A 14,048-nucleotide genomic window follows, 5' to 3' on the forward strand; every position below is an offset into this window, starting at 1 on the left:
TGTACTTAAGGTGTGTTGAGCAACAAAAAGGGCATATGGCGCGGAAACCGGGGCGGCTGTGAGGATCCTTACCCGTCGTTGCCGCTGCGGTCCGCCGCCCGGGCCGCTGCCCGGTCGGCCGGCCGGCCCGGCCGATCGGCCCACGGGTCGCGTCGACTGGTCAACATGAAATCCGACAAGTCGCCAGCAGTGTCGACTATCCGTCCTTGTCCCGCTGGTGGGACCGGCCGTAGCGTCGCGTGTACACACCCGGTTCGGAGGCACCGTGCTCGATCCAGCCGCTCCCCAGCTTGTCGTGAACAGTCGCACCCTCTACTTCAGCTGGCTGCCGGCGGATCCCGACGCGGTCGCCGCGCTGGTCCCGCCGGGGCTCTGCCCCCGCCCCGACCGGCAGGTCTTCCTCAACCAGTACATCGTCGACGACGAGACGCAGACCTCCGGCTTCGGCGCGTACTCGCTGACCTACCTCGGCATCTCGCTGCTGGGCGTCGACGCGCCGGGCGGCCTCAACGCCGGTGGCTGGTGGACCCACTACGTGGCCTCCAGCCGGCGGGTCCGCGAGTACGCCCTCGCCCGAGGCGCCCCGGTGCTCGCCGGGCGCACCCGGATCGACGTGAACGGCGAGGACCTGCTCTCCGAGACGGAGATCGACGGCACACCGTTGGTCCGGGCCCGGTGTCGGGTGGGGGAGACCGGTCACGTGATCAGCAGTGGGCACCACCGCTACTTCACCCGGCGCGACGGCCAACTGCTCAGCTCGGCCTACCCGTACGTCGCCGAGCCGGTCGCCCCGTTCGAGATCGAGTCGGTGGAGTTCCTCCAGCCCGACCACCCGATGTACGCGCTGCGCCCGGCCAACCCGCTGACCATCGGCTTCGGCTACTACTCACCCCGCTCGTCGTTCGCCTACCCCGGCGGGCTGAACGTGCACGCAGTCGCCGCGCCGGAGCCGGCCCGACCGCGTCACCAGGTGCCGGCCAGCCTCGCCCGTAGCGGCCTGCCGTCCGGGTCGTAGACCAGCCGGTACACCGGCAGCGCCCAGGCCCGGGTGTACCACGGCAGCCGTTCGGGGCGGTGCGGGCGCAGCCGCCCGGGTGGCCGTTCTCCCACCTGGCCGTCGTCGTACCACTGCTGTAGCGCGTCGGCGGCGGCCGTGACGGCCGCGACGGCGTCCGCCGGGTCCAGCAGGTCGGCGTCGTCCGCGCCGTCCGGGTCGCGGTCCAGGTGCTCGCGCCACAGCCGCAGTCGCAGGTCCCGGGCGAAGCTCCGCGCGCCGTCGCCCCGCCCGGCGGGGTCGGTGGGCTCCCGCTGGTCCCGGGTCTCGTCGAGCACCGCGCAGGACAACTCGCTGTCGTGCGTCCAGGACCGCCGGTTGAAGTTGTCGCTGCCCACGCTGGCCCAGACGTCGTCGACCACGCAGACCTTCGCGTGCACGTAGACCGGGCCGCCGGCGTGGTTCTCCACGTCGAACACGTGCACCCGGTCCGGTGCGGCCCGCTCACACAGTGACAGTGCCTGCTCGCGCCCGACCATGTTCGGCGGCAGCGCCAACTTGCCGTCCACGTCCGGGTGGCGGGGGACGACCGCGATCAGGTGCAGGTCCGGGTTGTCCCGCAACGCGTGCGCGAACAGGTCCGCGACCTCGGCCGACCAGAGGTACTGATCCTCCAGGTAGATCAGTCGGCGGGCCCGGCGTACCGCCTTGGTGTAACCCCGGGCCACGGTCCGCTCCCCGTCCGGTGCGAACGAGTAGCGCGGGCGGACGGCGGGGTAGGTGCGCAGCACCTGGATCTGGTGCGGACCGCAGGGCGGCGGATCGGGCGACTGTTCGGGCAGCGGGTCGGGGCGCAGGTCCGAGCCGCGCAGCCGGTCCTGCAGGTAGGCCATCGGGTTTTCCGAGTCCAGCGGCATCGGGTCGGTCCAGCGTTCCCGGAACAGGGTGTCCAACGCGCCGACCACCGGACCGCGCACCGCGAGCTGCACGTCGTGCCAGGGCGGATTGGGTCCGTACCGGGGGGACATCTGCACCGGTTGCGGGTCGCCGTGGTGCGCGGCGTCGTCGCGGCGGCTGTGGCACAGGTCGATCCCGCCGGCGAAGGCGACGTCCCGCTCGGGCGCGCCCTGGTGCCGCAGCACCACGAGCTTCTGATGGTGCGAGCCGCCGCGCCGGACCCGCTGGTCCAGCAGCACCTCGCCACCGGCGGCCGAGATCGTCTCGCTGAGGTCGCGGTTCTCAGCCTCGCTGTACGCCAGGACGTCGAGGTGCGAGCGCCAGATCAACCCCTTGACCACCACACCGCGCTGCGCGGCCTGCGCGAAGAGTTGGGCCACTGTCGGACCGTCCGGGCGCAGTCGCTGGTCCGGGTCACCCCGCCAGTCGGTGAAGAACAGGTGGTCGCCGGGGCCCAGGGCCTCGACCTCGTCGACCAGCCGGTCGAAGTACGCGGAACCGTGAATCAACGGCTCGGCGAGGTTTCCCGTGGTCCATACGGGTATGCCAGAGACCGGGTTGGCGCGTTCCTCAGCGGTGAGGAACCAGTCCTGCAACGGCACTGTCCAGCCCCCTGGAGGTCGGCAACGTCCTCACGGTAGGACCCCCGACGCGGGTCCGCACGCCAGGCCCCCAGACCGGTGACCTGGCCAACGCCATCAAGAGCGACGCGACAACAGCCGAGGAGGCCACACCATGCCCCGCGACACGACGAATCCCGTGACCGAGAACCGCGAGCCGGCGGTGGAGAGCGAACGGGGTGCGCTGGTAGCGGTGTTGGTGATGGTGATTCTGGGCGTCGCCGGGATTTTTGCGGTCTCCTGAGGCGGCGCCGACGCCCCCGGGGTGAACCGGAGCCGTCGGCGCCGAACTCAGCGGTCGACAGTGGTCAGGGCCGGGCGCCCTGGCCGCCGGTGTGCGGGAGCCGCTCGGTGGGGATCACGCCGAGGCGGCCGGCCTGGAAGTCCTCGAACGCCTTGAGCAGCTCGTCCCGGGTGTTCATCACGAACGGGCCGTACTGTGCCACCGGCTCCCGGATCGGCTGACCACCCATGATGTAGAGGTCCAGTGCCGGGGTGTTGCTGTCCTGGGAAGTGTCGGCGCTGAACCGCAGCGCGTCACCCGGGCCGTGCACCGCGAGCTGGCCGGTACGCACCGGCCGCCGGTCGGTGCCGACAGTGCCGCGACCGCCCAGCACGTACACCAGGGCGTTGAAGTCGGGCCGCCAGGGCAGGTCGACCTGCGCGCCGGGCTGCACGGTGACGTGCGTGATGGTGATCGGGGTGAAGGTCGAACCCGGGCCGCGGTGCCCGGCGACCTCGCCGGCGATGACCCGGATCAGCGCGCCGCCGTCGGGCGTGGTGAGCAGCGCCGACTCCCGACCCCGGATGTCCTGGTAGCGAGGCGGGTTCATCTTGGCCGAGCGGGGCAGGTTGACCCACAGCTGGGTGCCGTGGAAGAGCCCGCCGCTCATCACCAGGTGCTCCGGCGGCGCCTCGATGTGCAGCAGGCCGCTGCCCGCCGTCATCCACTGGGTGTCGCCGTCGGTGATGGTGCCGCCACCACCGTTGGAGTCCTGGTGGTCGAAGACGCCGTCGATGATGTACGTGACGGTCTCGAAGCCGCGGTGCGGGTGCCACGGGGTGCCCTTGGGCTCGCCCGGCGCGTAGTCGACCTCGCCCATCTGGTCCAGGTGGATGAACGGGTCCAGGTCGGTGGTCGACACCCCGGCGAAGGCGCGACGGACCGGGAAGCCCTCACCCTCGAAGCCGCTGGGCGCCGTGGTCACCGTGCGGACCGGGCGGATCGTGGCGGCCTCGTCGAGGCGGGGCAGGCGGGGCAGGACGAGAACGTTGTCGACGGTGATCGCGGGCATGTCGAGGCTCCTAGCGTGAGGCGGGGGTGGTCGAGCTGACCCGCGATGCCCGCAGGCGCTCGCCGAGCCGGTCGAAGACCCGGGTGAGGCAGGCGACCTCGGCATCGTCGAGGTCGTCCATGAGATGGGTACGCACCGACGCCAGATGGTGGGGTGCGGCTTCCCGCAGGGCGAGCAGCCCGGCGGCGGTGAGCACCGCCTCGCTGCCGCGCCGGTCGTCCGGGCAGGGCTCCTTGCTGACCAGGCCACGACGCTGCATGGAGGAGACCTGGTAGGTGAGGCGGCTGGGCGAGAAGATCAACCGGCTGGCCAGCTCGCCCATCCGTAGCCGCTGCCCGGGTGCCTCGGAGAGCAGGACCAGCACGTGGTAGTCGGGGAAGCTGAGGTCGCTGTCGACCCGCAGATCCTCTTCCAACTGGGTGTAGAGACGCTGGCTGGCCTCGATGTAGGCGCGCCAGGCGGCCTCTCGCGTGCTGTCCAGGCTCTCGGTCATGTCCACGACGATAGCACTCTTTCAAAATTTAAGTAACGCCGTTGAGCGTCGCCTGGGTCACTTCCTCACTCGCTGGCCGCCGCATCGTGCAGCTTTGAAGGAAGTACGCGCTAATCCGGCGGCGCGCAGGCCGCAGGTTGTGCCAGACTCCGGCCTCGTGGAACACGTGGAACTCTCCGCCGCCGACCTGTTGCTGCGCCCCTGGCGGGACGCGGACGCTCCAGCGGTGCGCGACGCCCTCCGGGACCCGGCGATCGCCCAGTGGAACCCGCAGGGCGGCGACCCCATCGACGACGAGGTCGCGCTGCTCTGGGTGCGTCGCCGGGCCGACTGGTCCACCGGCGGTCACGCCTCGATGGCGGTCACCGCGGCGGCCGACGGTGAACTGCTCGGCTCGGTGTCGCTGCACCGCATCCACGACGGCGACGCGTCCATCGGCTACTGGACGGTGCCAGCGGCACGGGGGCGTCACGTGGCGGTCCGCGCCGTCGTCCGGCTCACCGACTGGGCGTTCGCGGATCTCGGGCTGCACCGGGTGGAGTTGTGTCACGCGGTGGCCAACCCGGCGTCCTGCCGGGTCGCCGACCGCGCCGGCTACCCGGCCGAGGGGACCCTGCGGGAGTCGTACCGGTACGGCGACGGCCGCCGCTACGACGAGCACCTGCACGCCCGGCTGGCCACCGACCGCTAGCCGAAGGTCGGCCGGGGCCCGAACACGCTCCGGCCCCGGCCGCGCAGGTCGTCTCGAACCGTCACTCGGTGACCTTGCCGAGGAATGTCGCGAGGGCGGTCCTGACGCGCTCGATCCGCTCCGGCAGGGGCAGCGGCTCGGGCGCGGGAGGCCCAGCGTGCTTCTTTCCGCGCAGGTACAGCGAGCAGGCCAGGTCCGAGCACAGGTACGTGCCCACGGAGTCGCCCTGCCGTCCGCTCGGGCCGGCCTTGGGGGCGGTCATCAACGAGACGCCACCGCCGAGGTGGGTGGTCAGGCAGAACGAGCACATGCTGTGCCGCACGCGCCCCATCTGGTGCGTCGCGGCCCGCAGCACCACGCCGGTCAGCTTGCCGTCGGTCTCGGCGACCAGATAGGCCCGCTGCGGCGCGGAGGGATCCCGCCAGCCGAGAAAGTCGAGGTCGTCCCACTGACGCATTTCAAGATCGTTCGGTACGGCCAGCCGCTTCGCCTCGCCCTTGCTGCAATTGACGAAGGACGCGCGGATGACGGATTCGGTCAGGACTAACATAGGTAGTAGCCTAGCTCTCCTAGGCAAGCGATTATTACGGCTAGTTTGGGAGTGTGCTGCATGGCACGTGCCGGGGTGACCGTCGAGCGCCTGACGCTGGCCGCGGCCGAACTGGCCGACCAGGTGGGGGTCGAGAACGTCACAGTCGCCGCGCTCGCACGCCAGTTCGGGGTCAAGGACGCCAGCCTGTACTTCCACCTCAAGAACGCGCACGAACTGCGGGTCCGGATCGCCCTGCTGGCACTGGCGGAGCTGGCCGACCGGGTCGCCGCCGCGCTCGCCGGCCGGGCCGGCAAGGACGCGCTGGTGGCGTTCGCCAACGCGTACCGCGACTACGCGCGAGAGCACCCCGGCCGTTACGCCGCCATGCAGATCGACCTCGACCCGGAGACCGCCGCCGCGAGCGCGGGCGTCCGGCACGCCGAGATGACCCGGGCGATCCTGCGCGGCTACCGGCTCTCCGAGCCCGACCAGACCGACGCGGTGCGGATGATGCACAGCACGTTCCACGGGTTTGTGAGCCTGGAGAAGACCGGCGGCTTCCGGCACACCCCGCGCCCCACCGACGACTCCTGGTCGCGCACCCTGGACGCCCTCGACGCCGTCCTCACCAACTGGCCGTCGCGCTGACGGCCGAGCAGGCCTGCGTCTGCCCTCCCGGCCGGCGCTCAGGGTGTGCCCGGATCAGGGCGTCCCCGGCGCGGTGAGCGGGCGGCGCTGTGCGGTCCGCTGCCGGAGCAGGACGAATCCGAGGCCCGCCAGGAACCAGACGGCGAGGATCACGAGGGGCGCCACGGTGTGTGCGCCGTCGAAGTAGCCGAAGTTGTTGACCGCCCGTACGGCCGCGCCCGGTGGGAGCTTCCCCGAGACCGCCTGTGCCCATTCCGGCAACAGGTCGACCCCGATCGTCGCCCCGCTCGTCGCGTTGCCGATGGTCGTGAGGGTGAGGACGGCGAGGGCGATGCCCGCCGGGCCGAGCCAGGCCCCCAGAGCCTTGGTCGTGAAGGCGCTGGCGGCGGAGAGCAGGGTGAGCGAGAGTGCGAGCAGCGGGAACGGGGCCGTGAGTGATCCGTAGACCGGACCCGCGACGGTCGCCGCGATCACGCCGATCAGGACGGCGAATCCGCCCATCGCGTAGAGGCGGTGGCGCAGCCGCACCTTCGCGGTGGCCGCGGTGAGCCCCTGCGCGAGGACGAACGACGAGAGGGTGACGCCGAACACCACGTAGAAGGCGGACAGCCCTCGGCTGTCATAGGTCGCCAGCGGCACGATGTCGTTCTCCTGGACGGTTGCCCCAGCCTTCTGGGCGAGACCGGCCGCGAGCTGACGCGCGGCGCCGCTCTCGCTGAACCCGCTCGCGCCGGCGTAGTCGAGTGTCAGCGTGGTGGGAGAGGTCGCGCCGAGCACGGCGACGGCGTCGCCGTGTCGCACCATGGCCTCGCCGTCCGCGACGCTCGCGACCTCGGTGACGGCCACGGCGTTACCGAACCCGGCCTGTGCGGTGTTCGCCAGCTGCGTGCTGGCCACGGCGATGGGCAGCTGGCTCGGCTGGGGGCTGCGTTGCAGTCCGACATAGAGCGCGATGAACGCCGTGCCGATGATCAGCCCGGTGATCACGAGCGTTGTCCAGGCTCGGCGTTGGGTGACCACGGGCGACGCTCCGCCGGTAGGTGGATCGGATGGCGACGTCATGGGTGCCTCCTCGGGTAGTGTGGTTTGAATGTCCAACCAGACGAACCGTAGCACCGACGGTTTGAAAACCAAACCAGAGCGGGACACTCTCGCTGTGGCGCTCGACGCAGTCAACGACAGGTGGTCGCTGCACATCGTGCGAGCGCTCGCATTCGGCGCCTCGCGGTACACCGAGATCCTTCGTGCCGTCGGCGCGCCCAGGGACGTCCTCGCCGCTCGACTGCGCAAACTGGCCGAATCCGGCATCATTCAGGCCCGTACCACCGAGAACAGCAAGGCCGCGGGGTACGAACTCACCCAGAAGGGCAAGGACCTCGGGCAGGTCATCCTCGTGCTCAAGCGCTGGGGTGACACCTACAGTGAGGACGACGTGCCCACTGTCGACTTCATCCACGAGGTCTGCGGCCAGGTCTTCGTCGCCGAGGTGCGCTGCCAGGCGTGTGGCAAGCCCATCCGGTCCGGAGAGCTGTCATTCGATCAGGAGTCCCCGGCATGCTGAGCGAACTGGAGTTGGCCGACTGGCGGGAGCGGGTGGCCCGGCTGTACCTGTCCGACGTCGACCTGGCCGGCTTCCGCGCCGGCCGCGACGAACTCTTCGCCACCCACCCGCAGAGCCCGATCCCCGTGGCGGAGCGGTCCGACTTCGCTGGCGTGCGCTACTTCCCGCCCAACCCCGAGGCCGTGGTGGAGGCACCCCTGCGGTCGGCCAGCGGTGAGCTGCGCATCGACACCGGTGGCCCGGACGGGGTGATCGCGTACCGACGGGTGGCGATTGCCGAGACGTCCTGGGGGCCGCTGACCTTGTGGTGGATCGAGGCGTACGGGGGTGGGCTGTTCGTTCCGCTGCGCGACGGCACCTGCGGGCGGGAGAGCTACGGCGGAGGCCGGTACCTCACCGACACGGTGAAGGGCACCTTCGGCCGGGGCGTCGAGCTACTGCCCGGCGACCGGGTCCGGCTGGACGCCAACTACCTCTACAACCCGAGCTGCGCCTATGACGACCGCTGGGCCTGCCCACTGGCACCCCCCGAGAACCGGGTCGAGGTCGAGATCCGTGCCGGCGAGCTGACGTACCACGACTGAACGACGAAACGGCCGCCCCAGCGTGCTGCCGGGACGGCCGGTCGATCGTCGCTCAGCGGGTGTTCGCCGCCGGGTTGGGCATCTGCATCCGACCGAGCAGCTGTCGCGCCTGGTCGGCGAGCTGCGCGTCGACTGTCACCGCGTACTGGCCGGCGCGCAGTGAGCTGGCCGAGGTGAAGTCGCGCTGGCCGCCCGTCATCGCGTGCGCGACCGCGCCGAACACGGCACCCCAGATCGCACCGATGACCAGCCCGACCAGGATCACCGCCAGCCAGTTGCCGACGGTGAAGATGCCGAACAACAGACCGATGAAGAGCCCGAACCAGGCGCCGGTGCCGGCGCCGAGCAGACCGGCTCGACCGGTCGTCATCCGCCCGAGCACCGTCTCCACCAGGGTGAGGTTGGTGCCGACTATGGCGCTGTGCTCCACCGGGAAGCGGTTGTCGGCCAGGTAGTCGACGACCCGCTGCGCGGTGGGATAGTCCGGGTACGAGCCGATCGTCACGGTCGGCGGGCCGGCCTCCGGCCCGTGGCCGTCGCCGGCCGGTGTCGACAGGCGGCCGGCCGGGCCGGATGGAAGCAGGTCGCCACCCTGTATGCCGGACCGCCAGGCGGCGGTCGGCCCCGAAGCTGACGTCATGAGCATCCTCCCTCGTCAGCTCGCCGCGTTCCCGTCCAGGCCGACCGGTAACGCGGTCTCCACCGTCGGACAGGAGGGGAATGGGCGCTGACTGCCCGGGTAGGCAGTCAGGTGGAGAGCGGACAGATCAGCGACTACGGGTTCCTCGCCGACGGCCGCACCGCGGCGCTGGTGGACGCCTCGGGCTCGGTGAACTGGTGGTGCCCTGGCCGGTTCGACGCCCCGTCGGTGTTCGGGCGGCTGCTCGACGACGGCGCGGGGCACTGGTCGATCCGACCGGAGGTCGATTTCACTGTCGAACGGAGCTACCTGAAGGACACCCTGGTCCTGCGGACCGTCTTCCGCACCGCGCAGGGGGAGGTCGCGCTCACCGACGCGCTCGCCTTCGAGCCCGGCTCGCGAGGTCACGACATCGGGATGCACCCACCGCAGGTGCTGGTCCGTAGCGTGCAGGGACTGTCCGGTGCGGTGCCGATGCGGGTGCACTACCGTCCGCGCTTCGAGTACGGGCGCACGATCGCGTACCTGGTCGAGCGTGAGGACATGCTCGAGGCCATCGCCGGGGCCGCGCGGCTCACCTTCCGCAGCAGCGTGCGGTTGGCATGCGGCGACGATGGCGATGCCGCGGCGACGTTCACCGTCCGCGCCGGCAGGACCCACAACTTCAGTCTCGGGTACGCCCCGACCTACGACGCGCCACTGCCGGAGGTACCGGACGCCGACCAGACGATCGCCGACACCGTCGCCGGCTGGCGGTCCTGGACCGGCGAGCACGAGTACCAGGGCCTCTACGCCGAGGAGGTGCGGCGCAGCGGGCTGGTGGTGCAGGGCATGACGTACCGACCCAGCGGCGCGGTGGTGGCCTCGGTGACCACCTCGCTGCCGGAGAAGCTCGGTGGGGACCGCAACTACGACTACCGCTACGTCTGGGTGCGCGACTTCAGCCACACCCTTCGGGCGCTGTGGCGGTCAGCGTGCTTCGACGAGGTGCGGCGGCAGTTCGCCTGGTTGGGCCGGGCGATGGGCCGAATCGGCAACCAGCCGGTGCCCATCATGTACGGGGTGCTGGGGGAGCGGGACCTCACCGAGCATCGGCTGGACCAGCTCGGCGGTTACCGCGACAGCCCGCCCGTGGTGACCGGCAACGACGCGTGGCGGCAGCGGCAGAACGACATCTACGGCGCGGCCATGGACGCCGCCTGGCTGATGCGCGACCAGCTGGAACCGTTCGACCCGGACGTCTACCACCTGCTCCGGGTGCTCGCCGATCAGGCCGAGCAGGACTGGAAACAGCCGGACGCGGGGATGTGGGAGGAGCGTGGAATCCAACACCACCACGTGTCCTCGAAGGTGGAGTGCTGGGTAGCGCTGGACCGGGCGGTCCGCTTCGGCGACCAGCTCGGCGGGCCGCAGGACCTGGCTCGCTGGACGGCGGCCCGGGACGAGGTGCGCGCGGCGATCCTCGAGCGGGGATGGAGCGACAGGCTCCAGTCGTACACCGGGATCTTTGATTCCGACGAGCTGGACGCGTCGGTGCTGGTGATGCCGCTGGTGGGTTTTCTGCGGGCCGATGACCCGCGGATGCGCTCGACGGTCCGCGCGGTGGAGCGGGGACTGTCGCACGACGGCCTGCTGCGGCGCTGGGACGGCGATCCGGCGGGCTTCGTCATCTGTTCGTTCTGGCTGGTGAGTTGCCTGGCGTTGGGCGGCGAGCGGGACCGGGCGCACGAGTTGTTTCGCGATCTGGCTGGTCGGGTCAACGACCTGGGCCTGTTCGCCGAGCAGATCGACCAGCAGACCGGGGAGCAGTTGGGCAACTTCCCGCAGGCGTTCTCGCACATCGGCCTCATCAATGCCGCCGGTGTGCTCACCGACGTCGAGCAGGACCCGACGTTGCGCAATTGCGGGATGCCCCCGGCGCACTTCACCCCGACGCGTCGCTGAGCCGTACTTTCGTGTAAATCTTGACAACTTTCGATCTGATGACGCGAAGTTCTATCGCCTTCCAGTGAAAGACGTTAATGTCCGGGAAACACCGCGGTGCTCCTCCAGTCGGCGGGAGCGGCACCGAGATCCCGGACAGCTGGAGGTCTCGTGTCCCGCACTCTGCGTCGACGGCTCGTCAGCGCCGCCACCCTGCTCACCGTCCTGGTCGCCCTCTGCCTCGTTCCGCAGGCAAGCGTTCTACCGGCCGCCGCGTCCCCGGCCCAGGCCGCCGCCCTCGCCCCGCCCGCCACCATCGGTTTCGAGAAGGTCGCCCTCGACGGCGGCCTCTCCATGGGCGAACCGATCGAACTGGCCGTCGCCCCCGACGGCAAGGTCTTCTACATCAACCGGGGCACCGGCAGCGCCGGTGGTCAGGTCCGCCTCTACAACCCGGCGACCAGGTCCACCACTGTCGCGCTGACCCTGCCACTGGACGCCCGCTTCGAGGACGGCCTGATCGGCATCACCCTGCACCCGAGCTTCGCGAGCAACCGCTGGGTCTACCTCTTCTACTCGCCGAAGGTCACCCCTCTGGTCAACCGGATCAGTCGGTTCACCTTCAACCCGTCCACCCTGCTGCTCGACCCGGGCAGCGAGGACGTGCTGATCGAGTGGCCCACCGAACGCGATCTCTGCTGCCACTCGGCCGGCTCGATGAGCTGGGACACCGCCGGCAACCTGTACTTCGCCGTCGGCGACAACACCAACTCCGGCGGTGACTCCGCCGGGATGGCCCCGATCGACGAGCGGACGAACCGCAACGCCCAGTACGACGCCCAGCGCACCTCGGGCAACACCAACGACCTGCGCGGCAAGATCAATCGGATCCACCCGGAGAACGACGGCAGCTACACCGTCCCCGCCGGCAACCTCTTCGCCGCCGGCACCGCGCGAACGCGCCCGGAAATCTACGTGATGGGCGTGCGCAACCCGTACCGGATCTGGGTGGACCGCAAGGCCAACAACACCCTCTACTGGGGCGAGGTCGGTCCGGATGCCGGCACCGACCTCGCCAACCGTGGCCCGGCGGCCTACGACGAGTTCAACCGGGCCAACGGGCCCGGCAACTACGGCTGGCCGTACTGTGGCGGCCCCAACGTCGCCTACAACGACTGGGACTTCGCCACCGCCACACCACGTGGCTGGTTCCCCTGTGGCGGCTCGACCGGCCCGGTCAACAACTCACCCCGCAACACGGGCGTCCAGCAGCTTCCGCCGACGAAACCGGCGCTGGTCTGGGAGCAGCACGGCGGCAGTGAGGACTGGCCGGCGCTGGACAACCCGGGAGGGTGCGGGTCGCCCAACCACGTCGAGGTCTACCACTACGACCCGAACCTCGTCTCGGACGTGAAGTGGCCGGCCTACTACGACAACAAGTGGCTGATCTCCGAGTACTGCCGCAACTGGATCAAGGAGGTCCAGTTCGACAACGGCAACCCGTCCACCGGGGCGCCGACCGTCATCGAGCCAGTGCTCGCCGGCATGAAACTCGTCCACCCGATCGACTGGCAGTTCGGCCCGGACGGCTCGCTCTACCTGCTGGAGTACGGCAGCGGCTACTTCTCCGGCGCGGTCGACGCCGGACTCTACAAAATCAACTACGTCCAGGGTGGCCGGTCGCCGGTAGCCAAGGCCACCGTCAACCGGGACAACGGCCTGGCCCCCCTCTCGGTGACCTTCTCCAGCGCCGGCAGCTCGGACCCGGACGGCGACCCGCTGACGTACGCGTGGGACTTCACCAACAACGGCAGCACCGACTCGACCGCCGCGAACCCGTCCTTCACGTACTCCGCCAACGGCAGCTACAGCGCCCGGCTCACCGTCAACGACGGCACCGGCCGCAGCGCCACCACAGTGGTGTCGGTGGTGGTCGGCAACAACCGGCCGACGGTCACGTTGACCGGCCTGCCCGCCGGCGGGCTCTTCGACTGGGGACAGGACCTGGCGGTGGGCGCCACGGCCAGTGATCCGCAGGACGGCACGCCGGCCTGCTCGGCGGTGGTCGTCCGGGCCGCGCTGGGTCATCAGGAGCACGCCCACGAGGAGGGGGAGGGGACCGGCTGCGGCGCGACCTTCAACACCGGCCCGGTGCACGCCGGCCCCGACTCGGTGCTGTTCTTCGTCCTGCGGGGCAGCTACACCGATCGCGGCGCGACCGGCTCGGCCGCACTCACCGGTGAGCAGGAGATCAGCCTCTACCCGAAACAGTGGCAGGCCGAGCACTTCGTCCAGCTCAACGGCCCCAAGGTGATCGACCAGGCGGCGGCCGAGGGTGGCAAGCGGCTGGGTGACGTCCAGAACGGCGAGAGCGTCCGGCACCACGCGGTGAGCCTCAAGGGGATCACCGGCGTCCGGGCCCGGGTCTCCTCCGGCGGCCCCGGCGGCACCATCTCCTTCCGGTACGACTCACCGACCGGCACCGAGGTCGCCCGGATCGCGGTGCCGAACACCGGCGGCTGGGACAACTACACCGAACTGAGCGCCACGGTGACCAAGCCAGACGACGGCACCCACGACCTGTACCTGGTCGTCACCGGCGGCAGCGGGGCGTTGCTGGACGTGGACAGCTACACCTTCACCGGCCCGGGCGTCGGCACCGGCGGCGCGCGCACCGGTGAGGTCAAGGCCCTCGGCAAGTGCGCGGACATCGCCTCCAGCCAGACCGCGAACGGCACCAAGGTGCAGACCTGGACCTGCAACGGCACCGCCGCCCAGCGCTGGACCCTGCCCGGCGACGGTACGGTGCGAGGGCTCGCCAAGTGCCTGGACGTGAAGGCGAGCGGCACCACCGACGGCACCCTCGTGCAGCTCTACGACTGCAACGGCAGCGGGGCCCAGCAGTGGGCCGCCCAGCCGGACGGCAGCCTGCGCAACCCCCAGTCCGGGCGTTGCCTGGACATCCCCAACTCGGACCTCACCGACGGTCGGCAACTGCGGATCTGGACCTGCAACGGCACCGGGGCGCAACGCTGGACCCTGCCGTGACCGCCCCCTGACCGGCTCGGCGCCCGTACCCGAGCGTCGATGACGCACGGGGCCGGGCGGCG

General features: G+C 70.6%; 14 protein-coding genes. 8 read left to right on the forward strand and 6 right to left on the reverse strand.

The features are described from left to right. Window positions 1-265: 265 nt before the first annotated feature. Window positions 266-1,015: a hypothetical protein gene (locus GA0070561_RS16820; RefSeq protein WP_091402199.1), complete on the forward strand. Its 750-nt coding sequence runs from the start codon at window positions 266-268 to the stop codon at window positions 1,013-1,015. On the opposite strand, the gene GA0070561_RS16825 is transcribed toward GA0070561_RS16820, so the two are convergent. Beyond that, window positions 964-2,553, reverse strand: a complete 1,590-nt coding sequence (locus GA0070561_RS16825; protein WP_091401619.1) for a phospholipase D family protein — start codon at window positions 2,551-2,553, stop codon at window positions 964-966. The two genes, GA0070561_RS16820 and GA0070561_RS16825, sit on opposite strands and share 52 nt — an antisense overlap. 133 nt (window positions 2,554-2,686) lie before the next feature. Between GA0070561_RS16825 and GA0070561_RS34540 the strand changes: the two genes are divergently transcribed. Next, window positions 2,687-2,815 carry a hypothetical protein gene (locus GA0070561_RS34540; protein WP_256441970.1) on the forward strand — a complete coding sequence of 43 codons (129 nt, stop codon included), beginning with the start codon at window positions 2,687-2,689 and terminating at the stop codon, window positions 2,813-2,815. A 64-nt stretch (window positions 2,816-2,879) separates the two neighbouring features. On the opposite strand, the gene GA0070561_RS16830 is transcribed toward GA0070561_RS34540, so the two are convergent. Both GA0070561_RS16830 and GA0070561_RS16835 read right to left on the reverse strand, forming a co-directional pair. After that, window positions 2,880-3,866, reverse strand: coding sequence for a pirin family protein (locus GA0070561_RS16830; protein WP_091401621.1), 987 nt, complete (start codon window positions 3,864-3,866; stop codon window positions 2,880-2,882). Between the two features lie 10 nt (window positions 3,867-3,876). Continuing rightward, window positions 3,877-4,359 (reverse strand): MarR family winged helix-turn-helix transcriptional regulator, encoded by a 483-nt coding sequence (locus tag GA0070561_RS16835; protein ID WP_091401623.1) that lies wholly within the window; start codon window positions 4,357-4,359, stop codon window positions 3,877-3,879. Window positions 4,360-4,516: 157 nt separating this feature from the next. Here GA0070561_RS16835 and GA0070561_RS16840 point away from each other — a divergent pair, with 157 nt between their 5' ends. Continuing rightward, the gene (locus tag GA0070561_RS16840) at window positions 4,517-5,050 is read left to right on the forward strand and encodes a GNAT family N-acetyltransferase (RefSeq protein WP_091401624.1); all 534 of its coding nucleotides are present in this window, start codon (window positions 4,517-4,519) and stop codon (window positions 5,048-5,050) included. Between the two features lie 61 nt (window positions 5,051-5,111). Here the strand turns inward: GA0070561_RS16840 and GA0070561_RS16845 are convergent, their stop codons facing one another. Continuing rightward, a complete protein-coding gene (locus tag GA0070561_RS16845) occupies window positions 5,112-5,600 on the reverse strand; it encodes an FBP domain-containing protein (RefSeq protein ID WP_091401626.1) in 489 nt (162 codons plus the stop codon). A gap of 60 nt (window positions 5,601-5,660) precedes the next feature. Here GA0070561_RS16845 and GA0070561_RS16850 point away from each other — a divergent pair, with 60 nt between their 5' ends. Further along, complete coding sequence (locus GA0070561_RS16850) at window positions 5,661-6,230, forward strand: TetR/AcrR family transcriptional regulator (RefSeq protein ID WP_091401628.1); 570 nt, start codon at window positions 5,661-5,663, stop codon at window positions 6,228-6,230. A gap of 54 nt (window positions 6,231-6,284) precedes the next feature. On the opposite strand, the gene GA0070561_RS16855 is transcribed toward GA0070561_RS16850, so the two are convergent. Further along, window positions 6,285-7,292, reverse strand: coding sequence for a hypothetical protein (locus GA0070561_RS16855; RefSeq protein ID WP_141710394.1), 1,008 nt, complete (start codon window positions 7,290-7,292; stop codon window positions 6,285-6,287). Between the two features lie 94 nt (window positions 7,293-7,386). On the opposite strand from GA0070561_RS16855, the gene GA0070561_RS16860 reads away from it, so the two are divergent. Both GA0070561_RS16860 and GA0070561_RS16865 read left to right on the forward strand, forming a co-directional pair. After that, window positions 7,387-7,791 carry a winged helix-turn-helix transcriptional regulator gene (locus tag GA0070561_RS16860; RefSeq protein WP_208603783.1) on the forward strand — a complete coding sequence of 135 codons (405 nt, stop codon included), beginning with the start codon at window positions 7,387-7,389 and terminating at the stop codon, window positions 7,789-7,791. Further along, window positions 7,785-8,375 (forward strand): DUF1684 domain-containing protein, encoded by a 591-nt coding sequence (locus tag GA0070561_RS16865; RefSeq protein ID WP_425255898.1) that lies wholly within the window; start codon window positions 7,785-7,787, stop codon window positions 8,373-8,375. The genes GA0070561_RS16860 and GA0070561_RS16865 overlap by 7 nt, the downstream gene beginning before the upstream one ends. 52 nt (window positions 8,376-8,427) lie before the next feature. Here GA0070561_RS16865 and GA0070561_RS16870 read toward each other — a convergent pair whose 3' ends face one another. Then, window positions 8,428-9,015: a YflT domain-containing protein gene (locus tag GA0070561_RS16870; RefSeq protein ID WP_091402203.1), complete on the reverse strand. Its 588-nt coding sequence runs from the start codon at window positions 9,013-9,015 to the stop codon at window positions 8,428-8,430. Between the two features lie 111 nt (window positions 9,016-9,126). Between GA0070561_RS16870 and GA0070561_RS16875 the strand changes: the two genes are divergently transcribed. Together GA0070561_RS16875 and GA0070561_RS16880 are read left to right on the forward strand one after the other, a co-directional pair. Beyond that, the gene (locus GA0070561_RS16875) at window positions 9,127-10,959 is read left to right on the forward strand and encodes a glycoside hydrolase family 15 protein (protein ID WP_091401635.1); all 1,833 of its coding nucleotides are present in this window, start codon (window positions 9,127-9,129) and stop codon (window positions 10,957-10,959) included. A gap of 150 nt (window positions 10,960-11,109) precedes the next feature. Beyond that, the gene (locus tag GA0070561_RS16880; RefSeq protein ID WP_091401637.1) at window positions 11,110-13,986 is read left to right on the forward strand and encodes a ricin-type beta-trefoil lectin domain protein; all 2,877 of its coding nucleotides are present in this window, start codon (window positions 11,110-11,112) and stop codon (window positions 13,984-13,986) included. Window positions 13,987-14,048 lie beyond the last annotated feature (62 nt).

This window comes from Micromonospora saelicesensis (genome assembly GCF_900091575.1).
GTDB classification, from domain to species: Bacteria; Actinomycetota; Actinomycetes; order Mycobacteriales; family Micromonosporaceae; genus Micromonospora; species Micromonospora saelicesensis.